This window comes from Mycobacterium paraffinicum, from assembly GCF_001907675.1.
GTDB lineage: Bacteria > Actinomycetota > Actinomycetes > Mycobacteriales > Mycobacteriaceae > Mycobacterium > Mycobacterium paraffinicum_A.
This window is the reverse complement of the sequence record NZ_MPNT01000001.1, coordinates 309,447-333,534: the sequence shown is the minus strand read 5'-3', so window position 1 is coordinate 333,534 and position 24,088 is coordinate 309,447. Positions and strand designations below refer to the sequence as shown.

Genomic DNA, 24,088 nt, shown 5'->3' with positions numbered 1-24,088 from the left:
CGCCAGCCCGGATTGATCGGCGATCTCGCGAGGGCTGGCGAGTCCCGACTGTCGACTGGCAGCTACCAGGCGCAAGCGCTCGCGCGGCCCTGTCGTTTGCCGGGGGCAAGCCCGGTCGTTCATTGCGCTTTTTCCTCACCCGTCGGTTGATCTTAGTCTCTCTTCGACCAAACCGGAGGGCCGAGGCGCGAGGGTTAAGGAAGGAATGAAACTGCTGTTGCCGCAACGGATCACGGCATCGATGATCTCGGTTAGGTGCTCCGCGTCCACAAGTCCACCATGCATGTACCCGTGTTCCAGCCAGAAGTTGATAGCGGTATCGGCGAGAACCGGGTCCCAGCCGCTGTTGAACTCGGTGCGTGAATCACCTTCGCCACCCGAGCTGTCCCCGACTGCGAGCCTGGTGAATCCGATCGCGGGGTGCTCGATCCGCCATGCCTCGACCAACTTATCCAGAGCCGCCTTGCTTACTGCGTAGGCCCCGAGCATGGGCCACGGAGTGCTGAACGACGCGCTCAGGGAAGACAAGTAGACGGCGGACCCCGCGCTCGCCGCGAGGTGAGGTACAGCCGCCGCTGTGACCAGCGAAGCGCCTGTCACGTTCACGGCGAACAACTTCGCCCACTGATCCGAGCTCATGTCAGAGAGCGGTGCGAGTATGCCGATGCCGCTGCTGTAGATGAGTGCGTCTAGGCCGCCGAGGTGCTCGACGGTCTCTGCAATGGCGCGCCCGCATGAATCTGCGTCGGTGACATCGCACACGGCCGTGACGGCCCCATCGCCGGCTTCAGATGCCGTCGACACCAGGCGGTCATGTCGCCGCGCCAGCAGTCCGATCTGGTGACCGCGTTTGCCGAGACCGATGGCGATGCATCGGCCGAGACCGCTAGAAGCTCCCACGACAATTACCCGCATGGTCGATCAATTCTAGCGATGAGAGTCATTGCACGACAGGACATTTGCCCGCGTAGTCCACGTGCCAGTGCTTGATGCCGTTTATCAGGCCGGCCCGCAGCCGCTCGGGCTTCGCCAACGGCGCCAGGTCGGGGATATGGTCCGCGATGGCATTGAACATCAAGTCGATCGTCATGCGAGCCAAATTGGCACCCAAGCAGTAATGCGCACCGGTGCCGCCGAAGCTGACGTGCGGGTTGGGGTCGCGCAAGATGTTGAAGGTGAAGGGATCGTCGAAGACGTCTTCGTCGAAGTTGGCCGAGCGGTAGAACATCACCACCCGCTGGCCCTTCCTGATCGTCACACCCGACAGTTCGTAGTCTTGCAACGCGGTGCGCTGGAAGGAGTTGACGGGTGTCGCCCAACGGATGACTTCGTCGGCCGCGGTGGCCGGGCGCCGCGCCTTGAACAACTCCCACTGGTCCGGAAAATCGATGAAAGCCATCATCCCCTGCGTAATGGAGTTGCGGCTGGTCTCGCTGCCCGCCACGGCCAGCAGTATCACAAAGAAGGCAAACTCGTCGTCGGTGAGCTTGTGGCCGTCGATGTCCGCCCGCAGGAGCGTTTGGATGATGTCCTCCCGCGGATTTTCGCCACGCTCCGCGGCCATCTGTAGGGCGTACATGACGATCTCGGTGGACGCGCTGATGGCGTCGTTGTCGGCGAACTCGGGGTCTTGATCGCCGGTCATCTGATTCGACCAGTGGAAGACCTTCTTCCGGTCCTCGTCGGGCACCCCGAGCAACCCGGCGATCGCTTGCAGAGGGAGTTCGCAGGCCACCTGTTCGACAAAGTCGCCCGAGCCCGCCGCCGCGGCCGCCTTCGCGATCTCCTGAGCGCGCTGGCCGAGTTCACCGCGCAGCTTCTCGATGGCGCGGGGGGTGAACGCCCTCGAGACGATCTTGCGCAGGCGGGTGTGCGTTGGTGCGTCCTGGTTTGTCATGACGAACTTGCCGCGCTCGATGGACTCCTTGACTGTGCCGGGCGCGAAGCAGGGCATCGACCCCTTCTCGAACGACGAGAACACGTCGCTGCGGATCGAGACTTCCTTGACGTCCTTGTGCTTGGTGAGCGCCCAATAGCCACCGTCATCGAAGCCCGCATCACCTAGCGGCTGCTCACACCACCAGATGGGTGCTGCTCTGCGCAGCTCTTTGAATTCTTCGATTGGCAACCGTTCGGCGTAGATCGCCGCGTCGGTGGCGTCGAACCCCGGTGGAATGTTGGGTTTTGCCATCTAACTGCTTCCCCTTGTTGATGGGCGGAACTTGCAGGTCGTTGTCATCGCGGACCGTCTGCCGGGCCAAGCCGGGCACCAGCCTTGGATGATAGGGCAATAGTGTTATCCTGTATATGTTTATACGGTAACGCTCGGACGGCATAAAGGGGTGATCCGATGACCGCGATGGCGGCGTCGGTGGCGGTGGACACCGGCAAGATCTCGGCGGACAGTCATGTCAACGAGCCGCGGGAATTGTGGAGTGAGAACCTGCCCGCGTCGATGCGTACGCAAGCTATGCGGGGGATCCAGGCTGGAGACGACGGCAACTGGTCGTTGATCCTCGAGGGTCAACACGTGGCCAAGGCCGGCGAGGACGAGGCGCATCGCCTGTTAATGCTGGACCCCAGGCACCGTTACGAGATCATGCGTCACGAGGGAGTCGCGGGGGAGTGCATATTCCCAACCATCGGACTGTATGTGTGGATGCTCGACGATCAAGCGGGCGGCGAAGCCTCATGCCGCGTCTACAACGAATTCATCTCCGACGGCCTGGGGCGCGACCCCCGTTTCAAATGCGCGGGCCTGGTTCCGGCGTGGTCTGTGGAAGGAGCGCTGGCCGAGGTCCAGTTCATCGCCGGGTCCGGCTTGGGTGCGATGATGCTGCCCACGGTCTCACGGCCCGGCCCGGGCTGGAATCACCCGCAGTGGGAGCCGCTCTGGTCGGCGATCGAGGAGACCGGCTTGCCGGTGGTGATGCATCAGGGCACCGGTCATTCGATGCAGTATCACCGTGGGCCCGGCGCCGCGGTGGCCAGTTTGTTGGCCACCCAAAGCGAAGGCCCGCGCGCCGCGGCGCTGCTGGCCACCTCGGGTGTGTTGGCAAACCATCCAAAACTGCACGTCGTATTCGTCGAATACAATGCGGCATGGCTGGGATGGGTAATGCAGACCATCGACTTCTACACGACATCGTTCCTGCGTTACGACGTCAGCCACGGCGGTAAGCCGTGGATCAATCCGGTGCTGCCGGAGCCGCCGAGCTTCTACATCCGCCGTCAGGTTCACGCGACATTTCAAGACGACCCGGTGGCGTTGCACAACATCCCGTTCACCGGGGCCGAGTCGATCTTGTGGGGTAACGACTATCCCCATGAAGAGGGCACCTACCCCCACTCGCGAGACATCGTCAAACGCCTGACGGTCGATCTCAACCTCGACCCCGACATCGCGGCCCAGGTGTTCTGCACCAATGCCGCCGAACTCTTCGGCTTTGACCAGAAACTTCTCAGTCAACCCATACCAGCCCAGTAGCCGATACGAGTGAGCGACGCCAGCCGCGCGTTGCCCCATTGGGCGGCGAAAATCTTTTCCCCGCAATCAGAGTGATGCGCCGAGCGAATTGGAGAATGGCGCCCACCGCGCCTGACGACGAAAACGGAGGCTGCCGCCAATGGGAGGCGAACCGCAGTTCGTGACCTACGAAGCGCTCGACGATGGGCGGATCGCGAGGATCTGGCTGGACCGGGCCGATGCCCACAATGCGCAGAATCGCACCCTTCTCGTCCAGCTCGACGAAGCGTTCCTTCGGGCAGAAGCCGACGATGATGTTCGCGTCATCATCCTTGCGGCGCGCGGACGCAACTTCTCCGCTGGCCACGACATGGGCACCGAAGCATCTCTGCTGGAACGTCAGCCCGGACCCGATCAACACGAGAGCTTTCGTATGCGGGGTGCGGGCGGTCGAGAAGGCGTCGAACGCCTATATCTTCAGGAGTGGCATTACTTCTTCGACAACACCCGCCGCTGGCGCGATCTCCGCAAGGTCACAATCGCCCAGGTGCAAGGGAATGCGATATCGGCTGCCTTGATGCTCATTTGGGCGTGCGACCTCATCGTCGCTTCCGATGATGCCCGATTCAGTGATGTCGTTGCGGTCAGGCTCGGCATGCCCGGCGTGGAATACTATGCCCACCCTTGGGAATTCGGACCTCGGCTGGCGAAAGAACTTCTATTGACCGGTGATTCATTGGACGCCGAGCACGCTCATCGCCTCGGGATGGTTTCCAAGGTCTTTCCGCGCGAAGATCTCGAGCAGAAGACGCTCGACTTTGCCAGGCGCATCGCGAAACTGCCGACGATGGCCGCGCTGCTGGTGAAGGATTCGGTCAATGCGGCAAGTGACGCGATGGGATTTACCGAGGCGCTCAAGCACGGGTTCCATATTCACCAACTCGGACACGCGCACTGGAGTGTCCACAACGAGAACAAATACCCCGTGGCGCTGCCGCCCGACGTTGAGGATTGGCGAACGGCCGGGCCGACCCGGGTGATCAGCCGAGACAACGTGTAGGAGTCAACGCACCGGGTACGGCGTAGCGAGCATTCGAGCTGGGAGGACCGCGGCTTTTGCGGCTTGCTACAACGTAATTGGTTGCGCCAGTGCCAGGGCGATGCTCTTTCCGAATGGGCCGTGTTCATCGAACAAGGTGGCCGCACCGGCGGCGATACCGTCGGCGCCCTGGTGGTCCTCCGATGCCAGGCCGATGAATTCGCCTTCTGGCTGGCGACTGAGTGCGACCGTGTAGTCGACGTTGATGTAGGACAGACCCTGCGTGCTCCAGTGGGTGAGGCCGTTGGTCACATCTGCCGCGAGCGCTGCCCGGGCGAAGGCCGTCAGCGCGGAGCCGTCGACCGGCGGATGTGTCTCGCGCACCCAGGCAAATTTCTGCGCCCGATTCTGGGCCCACACGATAGTCGGATCGCCGGCTTCCGTGGATTCCGAACTCGGCCCATAGCACCAAAGCTCGAACGACGGGTCTTGTCGGCCGCGCGTAGAGTGCGGATCCGGAATCGGAGGCATTCGTGCCGGCGGTGCCGCCCACACATCGCCGTCAGGTCGGTCTCCGTGCCGCAAGAACACCGAACTCGCCCTGGACACCAGCCCCCCGTCTTGAAGAAGCTCGGCATCGACGACCATGATCCGCTTGCCCCGTCGCGATATGCAGGTCCGCAGGCGAACCGGCGCCATGGCCGCTGGCCGCAGCAGATCCACCGTCAAGCGGGACGGCCGCAGCAGCGGATCGCCGCACGCTTCCTCGACCGCCCATGCAAGCAAGCCGCCTACGGTGTGACCGCTGATCGTGTCGCCCCAAGGTCCCCGCGCCACCGGTTGGGGAACGAAGTCGTCGTCATCACGAATGAAGTAGCCGGACGATTTCTCGGTCGTGCCCATGGAAGTCACCTCGAGTACCCATTGTTGAGCGGCGGTCTTGACGGTCGAGATCTGCTTGTGGCTGGCGAACAGCCGCGGCCGTTCGCCAGCGCTAGGTCCGAAACCTACTGCAGCAAGTCGACGATGGACTTAGCCGGGATGACAGAGTAGAGGTAGCGCCCAGAGGCGGCCAGGTAATTGCGCCAGTGCTTCTCGGCGCCCTCGGCATCGCCGGCCTCGATGAAATCGACGACTTTACGGTGTGTCTCGATTCCCCGGAGAAGGCGGGTGCGTCTGTCTGTGGGATTGCCGGCATCGGCCGCCGAGGTGTACATGCTCTCCACGATCTCGTGCAGCATCCCGGATAGCACGCCAAGGGTGACGTTTCCCGCAAGCTCCATGATCGTGTCATGGAAACGGACGGACGCCAGCGCGTTTTGCATCGGGCGGTCAGCCGCAGCCTCTTCCGCCGCGACCGCGGCTCGCAATGTCGTGACTATTTTCTTGGTGGGACGTTCCGCGAGCATGCGGACCGCAGCGGGTTCGAGCACCATCCGGGCCTGCTGCACATCCTCGAGCGTGGCACCCCTCATTTGGAGCAGGAGTGCGGTAAACCGGGCGCCGACAGCGGGTTCGGGCCGCTGCACTCGGGCGCCTCCATTGGAGCCACGCATCACCCTGATCAAGCCCTCGGATTCAAGGACACGGAATGCCTCACGCAGTGTGGGTCGTGACACCGAGAACTGCTCCATGAGCTCGTTCTCGTTAGGCAGAATCGCACCTTCGACCAACTCGCCGCGGACGATCTGCCGACGCAAGGTCGCCGCCACCAGGTCGGCGACCTTCGGGGCGCGGATGGGCGCGGCGCCGACAACCGCACTGCGTGACGGGGACTCCATCGTGCCAAACTCCTTATTGTGGGCATTCGAATGCCACCATCAGTGTAGCGACCGGCCATCCCGATGGGGGGGCCTGACCCGGCTCATCCTTCAGACCATATGCATGATCACAATGATCAAGTGATCACAGCTGCGGCACATCGCATCCGTGCCGGCCGGTGCCGCGTTCCGACCGCGGTCGCGGTCCCCAATCGGTAGCCGCCAAGCCCGGCGCGGGCAAGGCGCCCCGTCGATGATCTTGGGGTCGCGCTACCGGCCCGGCCAGACGGGAGCCTAGTGCATGAGATCAATACCGCTATATCATCTAGACGAAGAAAGGGGCGTTATGGCCAACGGCGACCGGCCGGCGGCGTGACCCGAAATGTCGACTGATTATCAGACCATCCAGTACGCAGCGGCTGACGGTGTCGCGACCGTCACGCTCAACCGTCCCGATCGGCTCAACGCGTTCAATCAGTTGATGTGTGAGGAAGTCCATGCTGTCTGGCAGCGGGTTCGTGACGACAACGGCATCCGGGCGGTTATTCTGCGCGCCGCCGGCGATCGGGCGTTCTGCAGCGGCGTCGACATGAAGGAGGGTGTCCCGCTATCGACGAATCCATGGCATCGGCGCGACCCCGGAGACCTACTGCGCCCCAAGGCAAATGGTGTGTTCAAGCCTATTGTGGCGGCGGTGCGTGGGATGGCCGCCGGGGGTGCCTTCTATCTGCTGGGGGAGGCCGACCTGATCATCTGCGAACCCGGTGCGCGCTTCTTCGATCCCCACGTCTCGGTCGGGCTGGCAGCCGTGCTGGAGCCGATCCTGCTCACCCGGCGATTACCGCTGGGTGAGGTGCTCAAGCTTGCACTCATGGGCAGTGACGAGAGGATGACCGCCGACCGTGCGCGCGAGCTTGGGTTGGTCGCAGAGATCGTCGAATCGGACGAACTCGAGGACCGGGCGAACAAGATTGCGATGACACTGGCCAGTCTGGACCCACTTGCCGTTCAAGGTACTGTGCGTGCCATCTGGGAGTCGCTGGATCGCGGTCGCACGGCAGCGCTTGACGCCGCTCTGCCCTACACCGTATTAGGCAACTTGAACAGCCCGATGGCTCCGCGCCCGGAGGCGTGAATCCCGATGTCAGGACCCCGAGAATTGGCCCGGCGCGTATGAGAATCGTCGAACAGCAGTCGGGAGTCGGCCTAGGGGGTAGGAAGCCGCGTCCGGTTCGGCTGGGGCACGCGTGGGACGCTAGAAAAGGTGCGACGCCAACGCGGCTGACTCCTAAAGGCAATAGACAATTCCTCCCCGCTATGTCAGCATCGTTTGGCGGCAGGCCTTCGCAAGCAATTCCGAGTTTCGCCTTGGGGTAATCGCCCCGTTAACTGCCGAAAGCCGCATTCGCGCAGCGCTTTGAACGGAGGGGCCGTTGACTCATCCAGTGAGTGTGATCACCGGCGGCGCCGGGGGTATGGGACTCGCCGCAGGCAAAATCCTCGGGCGAGACCATTCGATCGTCATCAGCGACGTTGATCAGAAGGCCCTTGACGCGGCGGCAACCCAACTCGACGCCGTCGGCATCCCATGTACGACCGTGGTGTGCGACGTTACGGACATCGAATCCGTGGCGCGATTGGTCAGCGCTGCAACAGCGCTCGGGGCAGTAAAGTCGGTCATCCATACCGCGGGCCTGAGCCCCAGCATGGCCACCCATGAGAAGATCATCAGGGTCAACGCCCTCGGTACGGTGCACGTGAACGAGGCTTTCTATGCGATCGCCGGTCCCGGCTTCGCGATCGTGAACGTCGCGTCCGTGGCTGCGAGCATTCTCCCGAACTTCCTGAATCCCGCACGAGGGTTCAAAGTCGCACTGCGCGACGAGGAAGCGTTCATGAGGAAAATGACAGCACTCTGCAAGATCATGCCGATGGGGTACGCCATCAGCAAGAATTTTGTGACGTGGTACTGCGCGTCGCAGGCGGAGCGCTTCGGCCGGCGTGGCGCAAGGATCCTCTCGGTGTCTCCAGGCAGCATCGACACCGCGATGGGCCGACTCGAGGAGAAAGCCGGATCGGGTGCCATGGTGGAGTTCGGCGCGTTGAAAAGATTCGGCCGGCCCGAGGAGGTCGCAGAAGTGCTGGCATTCTGCGCCAGCGACAAGGCCAGCTACCTCACTGGGGTCGACATTCCCTGCGACGGAGGGGTTCTCGCAACGATCAAGCTGAGAAACGTAGTGACCCTGGCCCGATTCGCGTTGGCCTAGCGGCGGAGCGCAAGACCGTCCGCCGCCTGAATCACCGAAGCTCCGGGTTGTGCCGTTTCCTCGTCGCCATGATCTTGTCGAGCCTTCCTGCCCACAACACGGGCCGCAAGACTCTCACAGTCCATGGATCAAATCGATCGGGTTCGGGCCACCATCTCAACCCGACGGTGATCTGTCGCCTTCTCCTGTGCCGGCCGAACGCCTAATCAACTGCGACAGTAGAGATTTGTCGGGTAACCGTGCGGGTGTCACCCCAGCTGTGCATCGCCATGGCATGCAGGCTGCCCAACCCACCGCAGACCATCGTGACGACATCCTCGGGATGCTGGACCAGGTGCACTCGCCCGTCCGCGCGCAATCGTCCGACGGCTTCGATCCCCATTCGATAACGCGGCGGGAACCACGAAATTGGCAAAGCCGCGGCGTCCCAAAGCAGTTGCTGAACATCGTCGATCGCCGGGACGTCACGGGCTATCAAGTCGGCCCACGTCGGATTGATGGCGAGGAAAACCTCGGAAAAGGCCGCTTGCGGGAGGAACCCGTTGGCGCCCACTTGTGCGAGTCCCTTCCCTAGCATTTCGAGCAGGGTTCGCCCGTCGTCGGCCTCCATGTCGGCGATGTTGGTCGTGCCCATCGCGCCGTAAACCGTGACAGCGTCGCCCTTCACGCCGCCTCGACGCTCGGCGAGGGGAGCCCACGGGGAACGCTCTTCCCATTCGCCGACCACTATCCCGCACACGCGCCCGGGTTGACCGAATACCGCCTGTGAAGTGACATTGATCAGCTGGCCGCCGATGTTGCGCATGATGAGGCGAACTGCACGACCGATCGCCGGCGCCGCGGCAGCGACGCCGCCGAAACACCCCGCATCGTAGGGAATTCCGTAGAAGTCTCGGCTCGGGCCGTTGACCAGGATCGCGGGCACCACTGAGCCCGTGGTGGCGTTCAAGGCTGACAGATTGAACTCAGGCTCGGCCATGGCTTCGACCGCCGCAACGATCAACGGCAACGAGTGTGCCGGCGCGCCGGCCAGGACCGCGTTGATCGCCGCCTTCTCCACGGTGCATTCCGCCCCAAGTGGCGGCAGCTCGGCTATGACCTCGTCGGGATAACGTCCACTGCGAGCGATCATCTCGCGGACTCTGGCTTCGGTTGGCGGTACCAGGGGAAGGCCATCGCCCCAACCGTTGCGGCCCGCGAATTCGGTGAAGGCTGCGACGTCGTCGTCGACTTTGTGGCGCTGGCTGGTCAGCCAGTCAAGCTCGCACCCCGAGGGTCCGCACGACCGATCGATACTGTCGCCTTGCAATGTCACGAACCTGCTCCTCGGGAAGGGTATCCAACGGATAGGGAAGCGTTTCGATGCGTAACGCCGAACGCCCTCCCCGCCGCGCGAGGGTGTGACCGAGTTCGGTGAAGTGGGCGGTGGTCGCCGCAACGGTGGGCACACCGGCGTCCGCGATTCGCAGCGCATCGTGAATGGTCCACGACGTGCATGAGCCGCAGTTGCCCAGGCCCACGATGGCCGCGTCGATGCGTTTGGAGAAGTCGTCGAGCTCGTCGAGCATCCGGACGCCTTCGTCTCCCGTCCTGCCGCGAGCGCGCCAGAAGGCGACCGTGGCGCCATCGGCTTCCAACAGCCGTGCCCATTCCTCCGCGATCCAGTCCCATGATCGCCACAGAATGTCCACGCGGATTCCCACGATGGCACCCTTGAGTGCGGACAAATCTGGTCCTGGGTCCGCGGTATCGGCCCCCAGTTCGGCGGTCGGATCCAAGACGTACACCATGGCTTCCAAAGTATCAGCTATATAAATGTATTACTACAGCGGAATCGGGGCGGGTCAGCCGACAAGGCGACGCAGCTGGGATTTGAGCACCTTGCCCATGGCGTTGCGGGGCAATCCGTCCACCACGACCACTTGTTTTGGAATCTTGAAGCCGGCGAGCGACTCCCGCGCATAGGCTCTCAGTTCGGCCTCAGTGAGCCCGCCGGCGGTAGGAACGACTGCCGCGACCACACGTTCGCCCCATTCGGCATCGGCGACTCCGAAGACGGCCACCTCGGCGACCTGGGGGTGCTTGGCCAATACATTCTCGACTTCCAGGCAGTACACATTGAGCCCACCGCTGATGATCATGTCTTTCTTGCGGTCGGCCAGGTACGTCAGTCCGTCGTCGTCGCGTCGCGCCAAGTCCCCTGTGCGGAGCCAGCCGTCGACGAGGGTCTGGGCGGTGAGCGAGGGGTGGCCCCAATAACCGGCCATGATTTGAGGCCCGCTGACGACCAGCTCCCCGATAGCGCCTTCCGCGACCGGGTTGCCGTGATCGTCGACAATCCGGACCTGCGCGAATGGAAGGGCCCGGCCCACAGACTGGAGAATCTGACTGTCGCCGTTCACCGCGCACCAGTGATCCTCTGGGCTGAGCATCAGGTAGGTGCCGTCGGTTTCGGTCATCCCGAGTCCTTGAAACAACCGAATCTGAGGGCGCACCTCGAGTGCGGTTGCCACGGTCGCGATCTCCACTGGCGCCCCGCCATAACCCAGATTGCGAAGCGCTTCGAGACTGGCGAACTGCCGATGAGCAACTACACGTCGGAGCATGATCGGTGCGAGGATCGACGTCGTGATCCCAAGACGCTGACAGGTCTGCATGAAACGGTCTGGGTCGAAATCCGGATCGACCGCGACGGTCGCACCGACGAGAAAGAATCCGGGCAGCAGATGAGCCACGATGTGGCACAAGGGCAGTGGCATCAGCACCGATTCGTGCGCTCCCAGGCCGGTGCCGAGTAGATACGATACCGCGGCCGACATCACCGATGACTGGGTGAGAACAACACCTTTGGGCTCGCCGGTCGTCCCCGAGGTGTAGAAGATCCATCCGCCGCCCGGTTCGGCCTCATTCGAGGATCCAGGCATGACCTTGGGGCCGCGGTGGATGGTCCACTCGCCGTTCTCGTCGTAGGTGATCACCTGATCGAGGACTTCGAGGTCACGTGAAAGCGATTCCGCCACCTCGTGATAGCCGGGTCCGGCGATCACGGTGGTTGCGCCGGCATCGGCCAGGATTGCGCGAAGTTCCTTTTCGTGCAATCGGTAGTTGAGCATCGTCAGCATCCGACCGGCGCAGGGCACGGCCCACAAGGCGTGGGTGTGTTCGAGAGAATTCCGGCCAAGGAGACCGATCCGCGCGCCCGGTGCGCAGGCACGCTCCACAAGCCCGACCAACGTCAGCACCGATCGGCGATACGCCGCGAACGTCTGGCTGCGCTCCCCGTCTACCAGCGCCGTCTTCGACGGAAGCCGCGCTGCCGTCGAATCGAGAACCTGGCGAAAGGTGAGCACTGCAGGCTATTCGCCGCTACCGAAGGACATGACAGCGCCGACTCGGTGGAGTTCTTCGATTCGGTGGTGCGCCACCCCCCATTCGCGAAGACCTGACCGCGATTGTGCGCCGGCTTGAGCTGGAGTGGCCGAACCAACCGTGTGTCCGTCGAATCTCGGCGCGGGTGAAGGAACCGGAGGGTCTCCCATGAACGCGTCGCGCGCCATGTTGTGCGGGTGGTCGGGAGCCTCCTTCATGGACAGTACGGGCGATAGGCATGCATCCTTTCCGTCGGCCAGCTTCTCCCATTCGTCACGCGTTCGGGTGCGAATTCGCGCGGCGAGGGCACGTCGCAGGGCGGGCCATTGGTTCTTGTCGGCCCGATCGGGCAGCTCCGCGGAGTCAAGGCCGAGGACGCCGAGCAGTTCGTCGTAGAAGTGCTGCTCGTAGGCGCCGATGGCAATGAACCGGCCGTCCTTCGTCTCATAACAGCCGTACCACGGGGCGCCTCCGTCGAAGTCGTTGGCGCCGCGTTCATCTTCCCAACTGCCGGTGGCTAATTGGCCGTGGAACATAGTCGCCATATACGAGGCGCCGTCGAGCATCGCGGCATCGATCACCCTGCCCTTGCCCGTCCGAATGCTGGACACCACGCCCGTCACGGCGCCGAACGCGGCGATATAGGCCCCACCGCCGATGTCACCGAGAAAATTGACCGGCGGCACCGGCGGCTCACCGGCAGGACCGATCATGTGTAGGACGCCCGACAGCGCGACGTAGTTGATGTCGTGACCGGCGCGGGGTGCCAGCGGGCCGGTTTGACCCCAGCCCGTCGCGCGAACGTATACCAACCGTGGGTTGGCGGCCAGGCACTCCTGCGGTCCGAGGCCCAGCCTTTCCATCGTGCCCGGTCGATACCCTTCGATCAGGACGTCAGCCGCCGACACGAGTTCAAGCAGTAGGCCTGTGGCAGAAGGGTTCTTGAGGTCGATCGCGACGGATCGCCTGCCGCGCAGGTGGGATTTGCGGGGTGGCGGATCGGCCTCCGAAGGGACGTCGGTGATGCGGTCGATCCGAAGGACGTCGGCGCCGGCGTCGGCCAGCATCATCGCGGCGAACGGCGCGGCGCCCATGCCTGCCATTTCGATGACGCGAACTCCATCCAGGGGCCCCCTCATCGGCATGGCTCACCATCGTTGTGCCGATCCCACATTTGTGTGTCGGGCGTCCGAGCCCAACTGGCGAGCAGCGCGATGTTGGTTTTGAAGGTTTCGGTTTGTGGAAGCGAATCAAGGAACTTCACGTAACGCGGCACCATATTGGGAGACATGTTTGCGAAGGCGAAGTCCACCACATCGCGCTCGGAAAATGAGCTTTCGAAGCCGTTTTGGCTATTCGTCGAGCCAACGATGAACGTCGCGACCTCATGCTCGCCATCGTCAGATGGGACACCCACCACTGCGCAGTGCGCGATCGCCGGATGGGTCATCAAAATCTGCTCAACTTCGTTCGTGGAGATGTTCTCACCTTTGCGCCGGATGGCCAGCTTCGTGCGGCCCGCGAACCACAAGAAGCCGTCGTCGTCGAGGTAGCCGAGATCGCCGGTGCGAAACCAGAGATCGCGCCATGCCTTCACGGTCGCCTCGTCGTTGTGCCAATATCCGGAAAACATCGCGCCCGCGTCGCGCGGCCGGACGGTGATCTCTCCGATCGACCCGGCCGGTAGGGCCTGCCCTGAGTTATCGACGATGACGACTTCGTCGTGGTCGCATATTCGACCGACGCTTCCCGGCTTCGCCTCGCCGAGGGCGGGGCTGCGGACGGCGACCGCGTGCAGCTCTGTCATGCCGTAGTTGCTGGCCAATCGGAGGTTGAACCGGCTTTCCAGGCGACGTTGCACGGCGGTTGACGGCATGGGCGTCACGAGCGCGAAATCGATTGTGTGGGTTGGCACGGGACGGTCTCGCAATGCCTCGTCGGCCTGCAACAGCATGGCCATGACGGCCTTGAGGCTTGTCGCGCCCGAATCGGCAATCTCCCGCCAAAAACTCTCGGCCCGGAATCGCGACGCCAATGACACCGATCCTCCCACCCACAGCATCGAAAAGCAGCACCACCAGAGTGCTGCTGCGTGAAAGAGGGGCTGTGCGGTGAAGATGCGATCGGTGTTGGTATGACCGAATGCTTCCGTGACATAGCGGGCGGCCCACATCGGCTGTGAGTGTGGGTTTATGACGCCCTTCGAGGGGCCGGTGGTGCCGGAGGTGTACATGATCGAGAACGGATCGCGGGCGCTGGGCCTGACGGGCATCGGGATCGGATCCGAACCGGCGAGCAGATCGTCGAAGTCCAGTGTGCCCTCCGCTGGATCACCAACCGTCATCACCGTCCGGCGGCCGGCGAGCAAGGGTTCACACGCTTTTGCGTTGGCCGCCGACGTGAGGATCGCGACGGGGTCCGCGTCGTCGAGGTAGTACTGCAGTTGGGTGCCCTTGGTCCCGGAATGAAGGGGAACCGCGATCGCATTGAGCGCGCCTAAGCCGAGGATGGTCCATAAATGGGCCTGACAATTTCCCAGCAGGGTGACCACTCTGTCGCCCGGTTTGACGCCCACGGACGCAAGCGCGCTGGCCGCCCGGAGGGTTTTGTCCAGTGCCTCGGCACGCGTGACGGGAGTGTTATCGAAGATGACCCACGGTGCGTCGGGCTGCTCCTCGGTGCGGGCAAGCAGCAGATCAATCACCGTATCGGACGACGACATGGGCTTAATCCGCACAATGATTTAGTCTATATGGTGGTATGACCGCATTGCGAGGGCTTCGGGTGCTTGACGGGTCGACACTGCTCTCGGCGCCGCAGATCAGCGCAATGTTAGCCGACTTCGGGGCGGAGGTAGTCAAGGTCGAACCCCCCGCGGGAGATCCGCTGCGGCAATTCGGGGGGGCTGCGGCGGACCGCACGCGGCTGTGGACGTACGTCAATCGCGGTAAGGCGACGAGACGGATCGACCTGCAGACTCCGGCCGGGCAGAGCGAGATGTGGACGTGGTTGGGCTGGGCCGACGTCGCGATATTCAACAGCTCCTTGGCGACCCTTGAACGGTGGGGGATCGGTTGGAAGGATGTGCATGCCGCGCTGCCGGATCTGGTCGTCGCCGTGGTGAGTTGCTACGGCGCAGACGGTCCGATGGCTACTGCGCAGGGGAACGGCACCCTGGCTGAGGCGTTCGGTGGACTGACCAACCTGACCGGTGAGGCGGATGGTCCGCCGATGCTTACCTCGATTCCGCTCGGCGACACGCTGACGGCAATGTCCGGTGTCATCGGGGTATTGACCGCGAGCATGGCGAAGCAACTCGGCAACGCGCGTGGACAACTCGTCGACGTTGCGATGTACGAGCCGGTACTGCAATTACTCGGCCCGGTGTTCGCCGAATGGGACGGCTTGGGTGAACCAGTGAAGCGCCGGGGAAACCGGTTGCCGGAGATCCCGTTGCGCAACCTCTACCGGTGTGCAGACGACCGTTGGATCGCGGTATCGGCGACGACGGACCGGCAGGCGCGCCGGCTGCTGGCGCTGACCGGGTTCACTGATCTCGACGGCGTTGCCACGGTTGCCGACCGCATCGCGCGAGCCGACGAGCTCGAGGACAGCGTGTGTCGATGGGCCGAGGGTCACGGGTCGGGCGACGCCTTGCGGTTGCTCGACCAGGGCCGGATCACGGCGTCGCCGGTACTGGACCTGGCCCAGATCGCCTCCCACCCTCAAGTTCTCGCGCGGCGCAGCGTCTATCCGGGTGGCGGGGCCATGAGGGTCGCCGCGGCGCCGACCCTGTCCGAGACGCCAGGCGATTCCTCGCGCGATGTCGGTGTCGTCACCGAGGTGCCCAAGCCGACGACCGAGGGTTAGTCGATGATGCGTCGGAAGCGGGCTTCCGAGACCGAGGCGATTCCACCGCCGAAATTTGATACCTCCACCCGGATGTCGACGGAGTCGTCCGTTGCGATGACAACTTCACCAATCGCGCTCAGTGGCAGAGATTTGGCGGGGGCGAAGAAATTCGTGGCGAAATCCTCGATGCGCAGGGGGGCGCCGGCGGCGGCGCTTCGACCGACCGCCATCGCGGCACCCTCGGCAAGGATCTGCAGTGGCCCGCCGTGTACGACGCGTGCCGCGCTTCCGCCGAGCGCAATTCCCTCCACGAGCCCGTCGCTGACCTCCGTGAGGTCGTATCCGCGGCCGTCTTCCCGAGCTGTCGCGCCGATCCAGGAAAGCAGATCCGGAGGCTCGTGTCGCGGAATCGTCACCTGCGTCCGTGCAAAACCCAGCGGGGTTTCGCGAGTGCTTCCCATGGTGGCGAAATGGATTGAGCCGTAGGCGACGGGGACGTCGCCTCCAGACCCGCGATAAATCCGCGCGGTGGTCATGATGGTGTTCTTCGATCGCTTGACGATGCGTCCCTTGGCGACGAGTTCTTGTTCGTTCGCCATGTCGCCTCGAAGGTGAACCTCGACCCGCACCGGCACCAGCAATGGGGCGAACCGAAACACATTGACGCCGGCGAGGTCCTGGGTGAAGACCGCCAGCGCCGACGCCCACGGTCCCGTCGCGGTCCGTAGGTCGGGCCGCAGGACCAATCGGCCCTCGGCGGTGTCGTCGCCGGTCGGTGCCGACCCGGCCCCGATGTGCTGGTAGATCTGCAGGCCATGGTCGGGGTCGGCGCCCAGTGGCATCAACGGCAGGGACAGGGGATCATCGATCGTCGTGTCGTCGGACAACTGTGCTCCTCGAGGCGACGTGGTCAGCGGCTGACCAGCTCGACGCCGTTGTCCCGCATGATGCGTCGGATGTCGGCGGGGTCCATGCCTTCGAGTTTGTTTACGAACGACGCCGGTTCGGCGAGACCTTCGGCATGCGGATAGTCCGAGCCCATCATCAACATGTCGGATCCGACCTGCGACGCCAGTCGACGCGTGTCGTCCTCGGGGAAAGGGACGACCCTGATGTGTCGGCGCGCGATCGCGGTCGGCCGTTCCTTCAGCTGCCCTCCGATCCACGGGCCCTGCCGGCCCATACCGCGCATCTTGTCGATACGGCCCATGAAGTATGGCAGCCATTCCGCGCCGTATTCGACGACAGCGACCCGAAGATCGGGAAAACGACCGAACACGTTGTCATAGATCAACGCCGACAGCGTGTCCATGATCGGGCGGTCACCGTACGTGTTGGCCCACTGCCACGCCGACTGTAACCGGGCGGCGGGATCCGGGTCCTGGCCCCATTCGGGGCCGATGAGCTTGTTATAACCGGCATCGCTGATGTGATATGTCGCAACGACTTTGGCCTCGTTCAGGCGCGCCCAAATCGGATCGAAGTATGGGTCGCCAGGGGAGCGGCCGAATCCCGAACCCGCCCGCAGCGTGACCGCCCGTGCGCCCCTTTCGATGACGAACTCGACCTCTTTGATCGCGGACTGAAGGTCGCGGAAGCTGATGTAGGGCGTCGCGTATATCCGGTCTTGGTAATTGAAGCCCCACTCGTCGTCGTACCACTGGTTGAAGGCATGGAACTGCGCATACAGCGCGTCGATGTCGTCGTACATGCCCTCGATGGTGATCGCGATGCTCGGGAACAGGAACGCACGTTCGACGCCCTGGCGGTCCATCATTTCGAGCCGGGCGTCGCGATAGATGTAGTGGTCCTCGACGGGCTGCCACTGGTAGGGAGTCTCGCCTTCGGCGCTCTTCATCGTGCGCAGCAACTCCTTCAGCGACCCTGGCTTGACGACCTCGCCGTTTGGCCCGAACGCGGCGTCCAGCAGTTTGATCTTTCGGTCGCCCACGAATGCCGCCCACACTCCGTTGTCGGTGCCGACGTGGACCGCCTGATCGGCGTAACGGGCTGGTAGATAACGCGAGAAGGTATCTTCCCGGTCGTAGATGTGCGTGTCACCGTCGAAAATCCCATAGTCGAGCAGCCCATCAACCATGTCAGCCTCCTTCAGGACAATAATATAGACATATAAGCGAATTAGCCGGTAATGCGGCGTCCCAGGCAAGGAGCCCTGATGGCGAAGACGAGGTCCGACGCACGGGCCCGGATACCGCTACCGGCGGCGATTTCCCCCCGGACGATTCCCGCCGCATTGGATCGCGCAGCGGCCAGGTGGCCCGATACGGCGGCGGTGGTGGGGAAGGCCGCGGGGAAGGTATCCTCGCTGACCTTCAGCGAGCTGTGCGCGCAGGCCGTGACGTCAGCCGCGGCCCTCCGCGGCCACGGCATCCGCCCAGGCGATCGGGTGGTATGGCTTGCCGACAACGACGATTCGGTTACCGCATTGGTCACCCATCACGCCATTCTGCGCGCGCAAGCGGTTGGGGTCCCGCTCAACCCGCGCCTTGCGGCTCCCGAGATTGCCGCGATCATCGATCGGGTTCGGCCGGCCCTCGTCCTGTCCGCCGCATTGCACGAGGACCTGACGCGGCGGGCGCTGCACATCGCAAGCAGTGACGTGGAGTGCCACCGTCTGGGGCAACTCGGGGACGGCAGCGGGGGCCTAGCACCCAGCATCGCGGTAGGTGAGGACTCGACGGCGGTCGTGTTGTTCACGTCCGGGACCACCGGGCGCCCCAAGGGGGTCGTACACACGCACGGTTCTGCCCTGGCCGCCGGGATCGGATGGGCGGACGCGTTCCGGCTGCGCCCGGGCATCGACGTGCTGCAGAGCCCGTTTCCGATCTTTTCCGGAGCCGGTCTGCACTTCAACGGTTTGTCGTGCTTGTGGACGGGGGCAACGTACGTCGTCGACGGCACCGACACTGCAGCGAGCCTGACCCTGATCGAACAGTGCCAGAGCACCGTGTACGTCGCTGTGCCGGCGATCTACCAATTCTGGTTGGAGAGCGGCCTTCTCGAGGATTCCGACCCGGCGATCCTGTCCTCACTGCGGATTCTCGATTACGGTGGTGCAAGCATGGCGCCCGCAACGATCGAGCGGCTGCGTGAGGCCATTCCCGGGGCCGGGCTGATGCAGACATATGGTCTCACCGAAGCCGGGCCTGGCGGGCTGTATCTGGCCGAAGACTATGCGCTGAGCAAGATTGGTTCCATCGGTAACCGAGCCGCCGGCGCGACCACCGAGTTCCGAGTGGTCGATGCGGAGGGCGCCGACGTCGGACCGGACTGCGAAGGTGAGCTGGTGCTGCGCGGCGCTTCGATGATGTCGGGTTACTGGGAAGACGATGACGCGACTTTCGCCGCGTACACCGCTGACGGGTGGCTGCGCTCGGGTGATCTGGTTCGACTCGACAGCGACGGGTTCGCCTACCACTGCGATCGGCTCAAGGACATCATCGTGCGCGGCGGCTACAACATCGCCTCGGCCGAAGTGGAAGCCGTGCTGATGGCCCACCCGGACGTCCTCGACGCGGCCGTGATCGCACGCGAGCATCCTCGTCTCGGTGAGGAGGTGCAAGCCATCGTCGTGTTGCGCGATGGGTCCCCGACCACGATCGAGGCTTTGCAGTCTCATTGCGCCGCGCGGCTGGCGGATTTCAAGGTCCCGCGCCACGTTCACACGATGCGGCAATTGCCGCGAAACGCAGCGGGAAAGGTGATGAAACGCGAACTGCGACGCATGTTGCTGGATTAGCAGGCGCTAGGCGGCTGCGGGCTTTCCGGCGCTGTTGCTGCAATGCTGGCCAAGAGCCGCAGCGCCGACTACCGCTGCGCGGCCGTCGACGCGAGGCCGTTGATCGGACCGATTTCGTCCTCTGTGAGGTTGAAGCACCGCATGGCGTTTCGGTAGGCGATCTTTTCCCGGTCATCGGGGCTCAGGGCGGTCAGATTCTGTTCCAGGGATTCCTGGACCTCGCTGCCGAACAGACAGGTCGGGTGCGGATAGTCGGTCTCGAACATGATGTTGTCGATCGGCAGCAGCGCGAAATCGTCGCCACGCAGATTTTCATACCACGTGTTGACGAACACCTGGCGACGAAAGACGTCGCTAGGAAGCATGTCCGCGGACAGCTCGGGCCGCACTTCCCACGGCCGGTAGCGCAGATAATGAACGTCGAGCGCTTCGAGCATGAACGGCACCCAGCTGGCGCCGCTTTCGACGATGGCGAACTTCATGTCGGGATAACGGTGCAATACCCCCGACATCAGCAAGTTGGTGGTTGCCTTGGCGTTGTCGAAGAATGACCGGACCACGTCGGTCACCGCCCGCACTCGACTGCCACCGACGGTGCGCGTCTTTTCGTCGTACATGTACTCCGCGGGATTCGCCGTCGTGCCGGCGTGGAAGGCGACGGGGCTGCCCGACGCACTGAGCGCATCCCATAACGGATCCCAGTGCCTGTCGTCGAGGTGCGGCTCGCCGTGGTATTCCGGGGTGCCCGTCATGACCCAGCCCTTGTGGCCCTTCTCGGCGCAGCGCTCCACCTCCCGCACGCAGCGGTCCAGGTCCCAGTAGGGCACCACCGCGAGGGGGATGAACCGACCGGGTTCGCGCTCGGCCCAACTCAATACGAAATCGTTGTACGCCGCGATCAGATCGAACTGGAAGTCGAGCGTCGCGCCGGCTATGCGCTGGAACGGTTCCGGCATGGTCAGGCCGAGGTTGGGGTACAAGGCGGCCATGTTGACCCCGACCTCATCCATGACCTTGACCCGCTCAGACGGATCCCACGATGACGGATGCACCTCGTCGACGAACCGCGGCGTCTCGGGGAAATCATCTTGGCGCCGGTGCGGACGATCGTCACCTGGTTCTCGGTAGAAGACGCTGAACGCCAGCGTGTTCATCACGGTGTCCCCGATGCACCAGACGTCGGCATTGATTTCCTCGTTTCGCTTGATACGAGGTATCAGCTCGCCCCACTTTGACGGCATTCTCGAGGTCCAGGTGTCCGGGGGCTCGCAGACATGGGCGTCGGCGTCGATGATCATCGCGGATAATCCTCTCGCTGTTGACAACCGATGCGAACCTGCATGCACTGAACACGTCGCCTCGATGTTGGGTCTGCTCGCGGACAGTCATAAGGTTTTAATCATTATACTGATGACGGTAACTGTAGGCCGGCTAACCGGTCAACGAGAACTCTGAGTGGACGGCGGCCTGATGCCCGATCGGATCACATGTGTGGAGATGCAGCACCTCAACATCGTCGCACCCGACTTCGAGGCGACGGTCTCGCACTTTCGCGACCTGTTCGGAGCGCAATTCGTTCTGGACTTGCCTAACACGAACTGGCACGCAGGCCTGCTCTATCTCGGCGGTGTCTTAATCGAACTGTTCGCGCCCAACGACTTCTTCCTCAACTCCCGCTACGGAGCCCACTACATCGGCGTCGAATACGAAGTGGGCGAACTCGATTCGGTTAGGCGGAACCTCACCGAACGCGACATTGGGCTCGTACGCGACATCGGCGTGGCCATCCATACCGATCCGGCCGACACCCACGGCGTCGCGTTCGAGTTCTATGCCGGCAACTTCCATCGCGACGGCGTGGTCGAGTGGCTCGAACCGCTCAGATCCGCCGAGTACTGGCGTGAGGAGCATCCGATGGGGCTGGCCGGCCTCAAGCGCTACAGCGTGGCCACGGCGCGGCACGCCGCCGCCGTCGACTTCTATCGCGACACCTTTGATGTTTGTGCTGTCTACGACGAAGAACGTCCCCACATCGGGGCAAGGGTCACCGGGCTTCAGCTGGCTGACACCGTCGTTGAGCTGATCAGCCCACTCGGGCCCGGCGTGATCGAAGATCACCTGTGTCGGCATGGTGAAGGCATCCGGTCGATCGTCCTCGCGGTCGCCGACATTGCCAAGGCCTGCGGGCATCTCGCGCGGCGCGGCGTCGTCGTCGGCCCGGGGGATCACCCAGACAGCGTTGCCCTGGCGCCCGAACACAATCGTGGCCTACTGATGGAACTCGCGAGCTGAACTTGGGTGCGGCTGGTGCCCGATCTGCGACGCGCTACTCGGGGAGCATCGAGATGGAGTCATCGACCTCTTGGCCTGACGGGGAGCCAGGCGTTACAGCCGCTCGAGCACGGCGGCGGTAGCCATCGCACCACCCGTACACATCGTGATCAATGATGTTGTCCGATCGGCCCGTTCGAGGTGATGAACGGCGCTGGTGACCAGCCGGCTGCCCGTGCAGCCGACCGGATGCCCCAGCGCGATAGCCCCCCCGTTGGGATTCAGCTTGTCCATGTCGGCGTCGTGAACACGCGCCCAGGACAGCGGCACCGATGCGAATGCCTCGTTGACCTCGTAGTGGTCGATATCGCCGAGTTTCATTGCCGCCTGGTCGAGCACCCGGGCGGTTGCTTCAACCGGACCATCCAGGAGGTAATAGGGATCGCTTCCGGTCAGGTTGTGGGCGCGAAACCTGGCGCGGGGGCGTAGCCCCAGAGCGATGGCCCGCTCGTGGCTCATCCACAACACCGCCGCGGCGCCATCGGTCAGCTGCGAGCTGGTAGCCGCGGTGTGCATCGCCCCCTCGGCGAGTGGCGCCAACGTGGCCAGCTTTTCCGCCGACGTATCCCGAATGCCCTCGTCGCGGTCGACAAGCCCGGCTGGGCTTGCCAGCGGAACTACTTCGTCGGTGTAGGCACCGTCTGCCCAGGCCCGAGCGGCCAGCTGCTGCGATCGTAGGCCGAACGCATCGAGATCGTCGCGAGTCAGCCCACGCAACTTGGCGATGCGTTCCGCCGCCTCGTATTGAGTCGGGTATTCCCACGAAGCATTGTCGGGGCGAATCGTGTGCACACCCGCCGGCTTGTTCGCGTGCAGGGCCACCCGGCTCATCGATTCGACCCCACAGGCCACACCGACGTCGATAGCCCCAGCCTCGACCATCGACGAGATCAGATGATTGGCCTGCTGGCCTGAACCGCAGGCGCAGTCGATCGTCGTGGCACCGATAGTGATGGGTAGCTCTGCAGTGAGCCAGCCGCTGCGGGTGATGTTGCCTGCCTGTTCATTGGCTGTGGTGACACAGCCCCCGATGACCTGATCGACGTCGGCCGCATCCACGCCCGTCCGCTTGAACAGCTCCGTGAAGACGGCGGCGAGGAGCTCGGCTGGGTGCAGGTGGGCCAGCCCCCGGCCCTTCTTTCCGAGGGGTGTCCGGACGGCCTCGACGATCACCGCTTTTTTCGACATCAAGCCTCCCGAATCGGGCTCAGCAACATGTACCCTGCACAATGCACCATATTCTTTAAATCATATAGCGACATCGTTTCCGGGTGTGACGAGAGGACATCGTGAGCGCCAGCGCACAAGACCTGAGTGGCCGGGTGGCCATCGTGACCGGCGCGGGGCAGGGCCTGGGCAAGGCCGAGGCCCTGCAACTCGCTCAGCTCGGCGCCACGGTGATCGTCAACGACGTTGCCCCGCGCGACGGCGGTCCGTCTCACGCGGACGCCGTGGTGCGGGAGATCACCGACGCGGGCGGGACGGCGGTCGGACACCACGCTGACGTGGGCGACTTCGAGGCGGCCAAGGGATTGATCGAGGCCGCAACGAAACAATTCGGCCGCCTCGACATTCTGGTGAACAACGCGGGCATCCTGCGCGACCGGATGATCTTCAACATGAACGCCGATGAGTGGGATGCCGTCGTGCGCGTACATCTGACCGGACACTTCAACACCACCAGGTGGGCGACCAATTACTGGCGCGCCTTGGCCAAGGAACGCGGTGAGCCCGTCGAGGCCGCGATCGTCAACACCTCCTCGGAGGCCTATCTCAACGGTTCGCCGGGTCAGCCGAATTACGCTGCGGCCAAAGGCGGCATCGTGGCGCTGACCCTCACGACGAGCCGCGGGTGCGGAAGCTTCGGCGTTCGCGCCAACGCCGTGTGTCCGCGCGCGCAGACCGACATGACCGCACCATTGTTCGGCAGCGCGGTTCCGGACGACGACGCCATGTTTCACCCGAACCAGGTCGCTCCGTTGGTCGCGTGGCTCGCTTCCCCATCAGCAAGGGGTGTGAGCGGCCACGTATTCGTAGCGTACGGCCCGATGATCGTCCAGCTCGCGCCACCGACGGTGGCCCGACGGTGGGATGCCGAGAACGGGCGGTGGAACTTCGAAGAAGTGAGCGGGGCGCTCAATGGCGCGTTCACCGAGGATACCCCAAATTACTCGGCCGAAGACGTTGTCGCACTTGCCCGTCCGACCTGGGGCAAGCTCGGCCAGCTGGGTCCCCGATAGCGCC

At 63.7% G+C, this 24,088-nt stretch carries 21 protein-coding genes; 8 read left to right on the top strand and 13 right to left on the bottom strand.

Annotated features, from left to right (window positions below):
- Window positions 1-135: 135 nt before the first annotated feature.
- Together BRW65_RS01560 and BRW65_RS01555 are read right to left on the bottom strand one after the other, a co-directional pair.
- Window positions 136-915, bottom strand: a complete 780-nt coding sequence (locus tag BRW65_RS01560) for an SDR family oxidoreductase (protein WP_073870428.1) — start codon at window positions 913-915, stop codon at window positions 136-138.
- Window positions 916-940: 25 nt separating this feature from the next.
- Complete coding sequence (locus BRW65_RS01555; RefSeq protein ID WP_073870425.1) at window positions 941-2,191, bottom strand: cytochrome P450; 1,251 nt, start codon at window positions 2,189-2,191, stop codon at window positions 941-943.
- Between the two features lie 159 nt (window positions 2,192-2,350).
- Here BRW65_RS01555 and BRW65_RS01550 point away from each other — a divergent pair, with 159 nt between their 5' ends.
- Both BRW65_RS01550 and BRW65_RS01545 read left to right on the top strand, forming a co-directional pair.
- Complete coding sequence (locus tag BRW65_RS01550) at window positions 2,351-3,487, top strand: amidohydrolase family protein (RefSeq protein WP_073870422.1); 1,137 nt, start codon at window positions 2,351-2,353, stop codon at window positions 3,485-3,487.
- 139 nt (window positions 3,488-3,626) lie between these two features.
- The gene (locus BRW65_RS01545) at window positions 3,627-4,526 is read left to right on the top strand and encodes an enoyl-CoA hydratase (RefSeq protein WP_073870419.1); all 900 of its coding nucleotides are present in this window, start codon (window positions 3,627-3,629) and stop codon (window positions 4,524-4,526) included.
- A gap of 66 nt (window positions 4,527-4,592) precedes the next feature.
- Here the strand turns inward: BRW65_RS01545 and BRW65_RS01540 are convergent, their stop codons facing one another.
- A complete protein-coding gene (locus BRW65_RS01540; RefSeq protein WP_073870416.1) occupies window positions 4,593-5,408 on the bottom strand; it encodes an acyl-CoA thioesterase domain-containing protein in 816 nt (271 codons plus the stop codon).
- A gap of 104 nt (window positions 5,409-5,512) precedes the next feature.
- Window positions 5,513-6,286 carry a FadR/GntR family transcriptional regulator gene (locus BRW65_RS01535; RefSeq protein ID WP_073870413.1) on the bottom strand — a complete coding sequence of 258 codons (774 nt, stop codon included), beginning with the start codon at window positions 6,284-6,286 and terminating at the stop codon, window positions 5,513-5,515.
- Window positions 6,287-6,647: 361 nt separating this feature from the next.
- Here BRW65_RS01535 and BRW65_RS01530 point away from each other — a divergent pair, with 361 nt between their 5' ends.
- Together BRW65_RS01530 and BRW65_RS01525 are read left to right on the top strand one after the other, a co-directional pair.
- Window positions 6,648-7,400: an enoyl-CoA hydratase/isomerase family protein gene (locus tag BRW65_RS01530; RefSeq protein ID WP_073870410.1), complete on the top strand. Its 753-nt coding sequence runs from the start codon at window positions 6,648-6,650 to the stop codon at window positions 7,398-7,400.
- Window positions 7,401-7,710: 310 nt separating this feature from the next.
- Entirely contained in the window at window positions 7,711-8,532 is an 822-nt protein-coding gene (locus BRW65_RS01525) for an SDR family oxidoreductase (protein ID WP_073870407.1), read from the top strand.
- A 202-nt stretch (window positions 8,533-8,734) separates the two neighbouring features.
- Here the strand turns inward: BRW65_RS01525 and BRW65_RS01520 are convergent, their stop codons facing one another.
- From BRW65_RS01520 to BRW65_RS01500, 5 genes are all read right to left on the bottom strand, one after another.
- The gene (locus tag BRW65_RS01520) at window positions 8,735-9,592 is read right to left on the bottom strand and encodes a hypothetical protein (protein WP_208611737.1); all 858 of its coding nucleotides are present in this window, start codon (window positions 9,590-9,592) and stop codon (window positions 8,735-8,737) included.
- 196 nt (window positions 9,593-9,788) lie between these two features.
- Entirely contained in the window at window positions 9,789-10,322 is a 534-nt protein-coding gene (locus BRW65_RS01515; protein WP_073870404.1) for a UGSC family (seleno)protein, read from the bottom strand.
- A 54-nt stretch (window positions 10,323-10,376) separates the two neighbouring features.
- Window positions 10,377-11,882, bottom strand: a complete 1,506-nt coding sequence (locus tag BRW65_RS01510) for a class I adenylate-forming enzyme family protein (RefSeq protein ID WP_073870401.1) — start codon at window positions 11,880-11,882, stop codon at window positions 10,377-10,379.
- A 6-nt stretch (window positions 11,883-11,888) separates the two neighbouring features.
- A complete protein-coding gene (locus BRW65_RS01505) occupies window positions 11,889-13,046 on the bottom strand; it encodes a CaiB/BaiF CoA transferase family protein (protein ID WP_244167951.1) in 1,158 nt (385 codons plus the stop codon).
- Entirely contained in the window at window positions 13,037-14,623 is a 1,587-nt protein-coding gene (locus tag BRW65_RS01500) for an AMP-binding protein (RefSeq protein ID WP_073870398.1), read from the bottom strand. The genes BRW65_RS01505 and BRW65_RS01500 overlap by 10 nt, the downstream gene beginning before the upstream one ends.
- Window positions 14,624-14,661: 38 nt before the next feature.
- Between BRW65_RS01500 and BRW65_RS01495 the strand changes: the two genes are divergently transcribed.
- The gene (locus tag BRW65_RS01495) at window positions 14,662-15,771 is read left to right on the top strand and encodes a CaiB/BaiF CoA transferase family protein (protein WP_073870395.1); all 1,110 of its coding nucleotides are present in this window, start codon (window positions 14,662-14,664) and stop codon (window positions 15,769-15,771) included.
- On the opposite strand, the gene BRW65_RS01490 is transcribed toward BRW65_RS01495, so the two are convergent.
- Together BRW65_RS01490 and BRW65_RS01485 are read right to left on the bottom strand one after the other, a co-directional pair.
- Entirely contained in the window at window positions 15,768-16,640 is an 873-nt protein-coding gene (locus tag BRW65_RS01490) for a hypothetical protein (RefSeq protein ID WP_073870392.1), read from the bottom strand. The genes BRW65_RS01495 and BRW65_RS01490 overlap by 4 nt on opposite strands.
- A gap of 23 nt (window positions 16,641-16,663) precedes the next feature.
- Window positions 16,664-17,851 (bottom strand): amidohydrolase family protein, encoded by a 1,188-nt coding sequence (locus BRW65_RS01485; RefSeq protein ID WP_073870389.1) that lies wholly within the window; start codon window positions 17,849-17,851, stop codon window positions 16,664-16,666.
- A gap of 78 nt (window positions 17,852-17,929) precedes the next feature.
- On the opposite strand from BRW65_RS01485, the gene BRW65_RS01480 reads away from it, so the two are divergent.
- Window positions 17,930-19,513 (top strand): class I adenylate-forming enzyme family protein, encoded by a 1,584-nt coding sequence (locus tag BRW65_RS01480; protein ID WP_167373976.1) that lies wholly within the window; start codon window positions 17,930-17,932, stop codon window positions 19,511-19,513.
- Between the two features lie 68 nt (window positions 19,514-19,581).
- Here the strand turns inward: BRW65_RS01480 and BRW65_RS01475 are convergent, their stop codons facing one another.
- On the bottom strand, window positions 19,582-20,811 hold the full coding sequence (locus BRW65_RS01475; protein ID WP_073870383.1) for an amidohydrolase family protein: 1,230 nt from the start codon (window positions 20,809-20,811) through the stop codon (window positions 19,582-19,584).
- A gap of 172 nt (window positions 20,812-20,983) precedes the next feature.
- Here BRW65_RS01475 and BRW65_RS01470 point away from each other — a divergent pair, with 172 nt between their 5' ends.
- Window positions 20,984-21,805 carry a VOC family protein gene (locus tag BRW65_RS01470; RefSeq protein ID WP_139272811.1) on the top strand — a complete coding sequence of 274 codons (822 nt, stop codon included), beginning with the start codon at window positions 20,984-20,986 and terminating at the stop codon, window positions 21,803-21,805.
- Window positions 21,806-21,898: 93 nt separating this feature from the next.
- On the opposite strand, the gene BRW65_RS01465 is transcribed toward BRW65_RS01470, so the two are convergent.
- A complete protein-coding gene (locus BRW65_RS01465; protein WP_073870378.1) occupies window positions 21,899-23,032 on the bottom strand; it encodes a steroid 3-ketoacyl-CoA thiolase in 1,134 nt (377 codons plus the stop codon).
- Between the two features lie 101 nt (window positions 23,033-23,133).
- On the opposite strand from BRW65_RS01465, the gene BRW65_RS01460 reads away from it, so the two are divergent.
- Window positions 23,134-24,084, top strand: a complete 951-nt coding sequence (locus tag BRW65_RS01460) for an SDR family NAD(P)-dependent oxidoreductase (protein ID WP_073870375.1) — start codon at window positions 23,134-23,136, stop codon at window positions 24,082-24,084.
- Window positions 24,085-24,088: the final 4 nt, after the last annotated feature.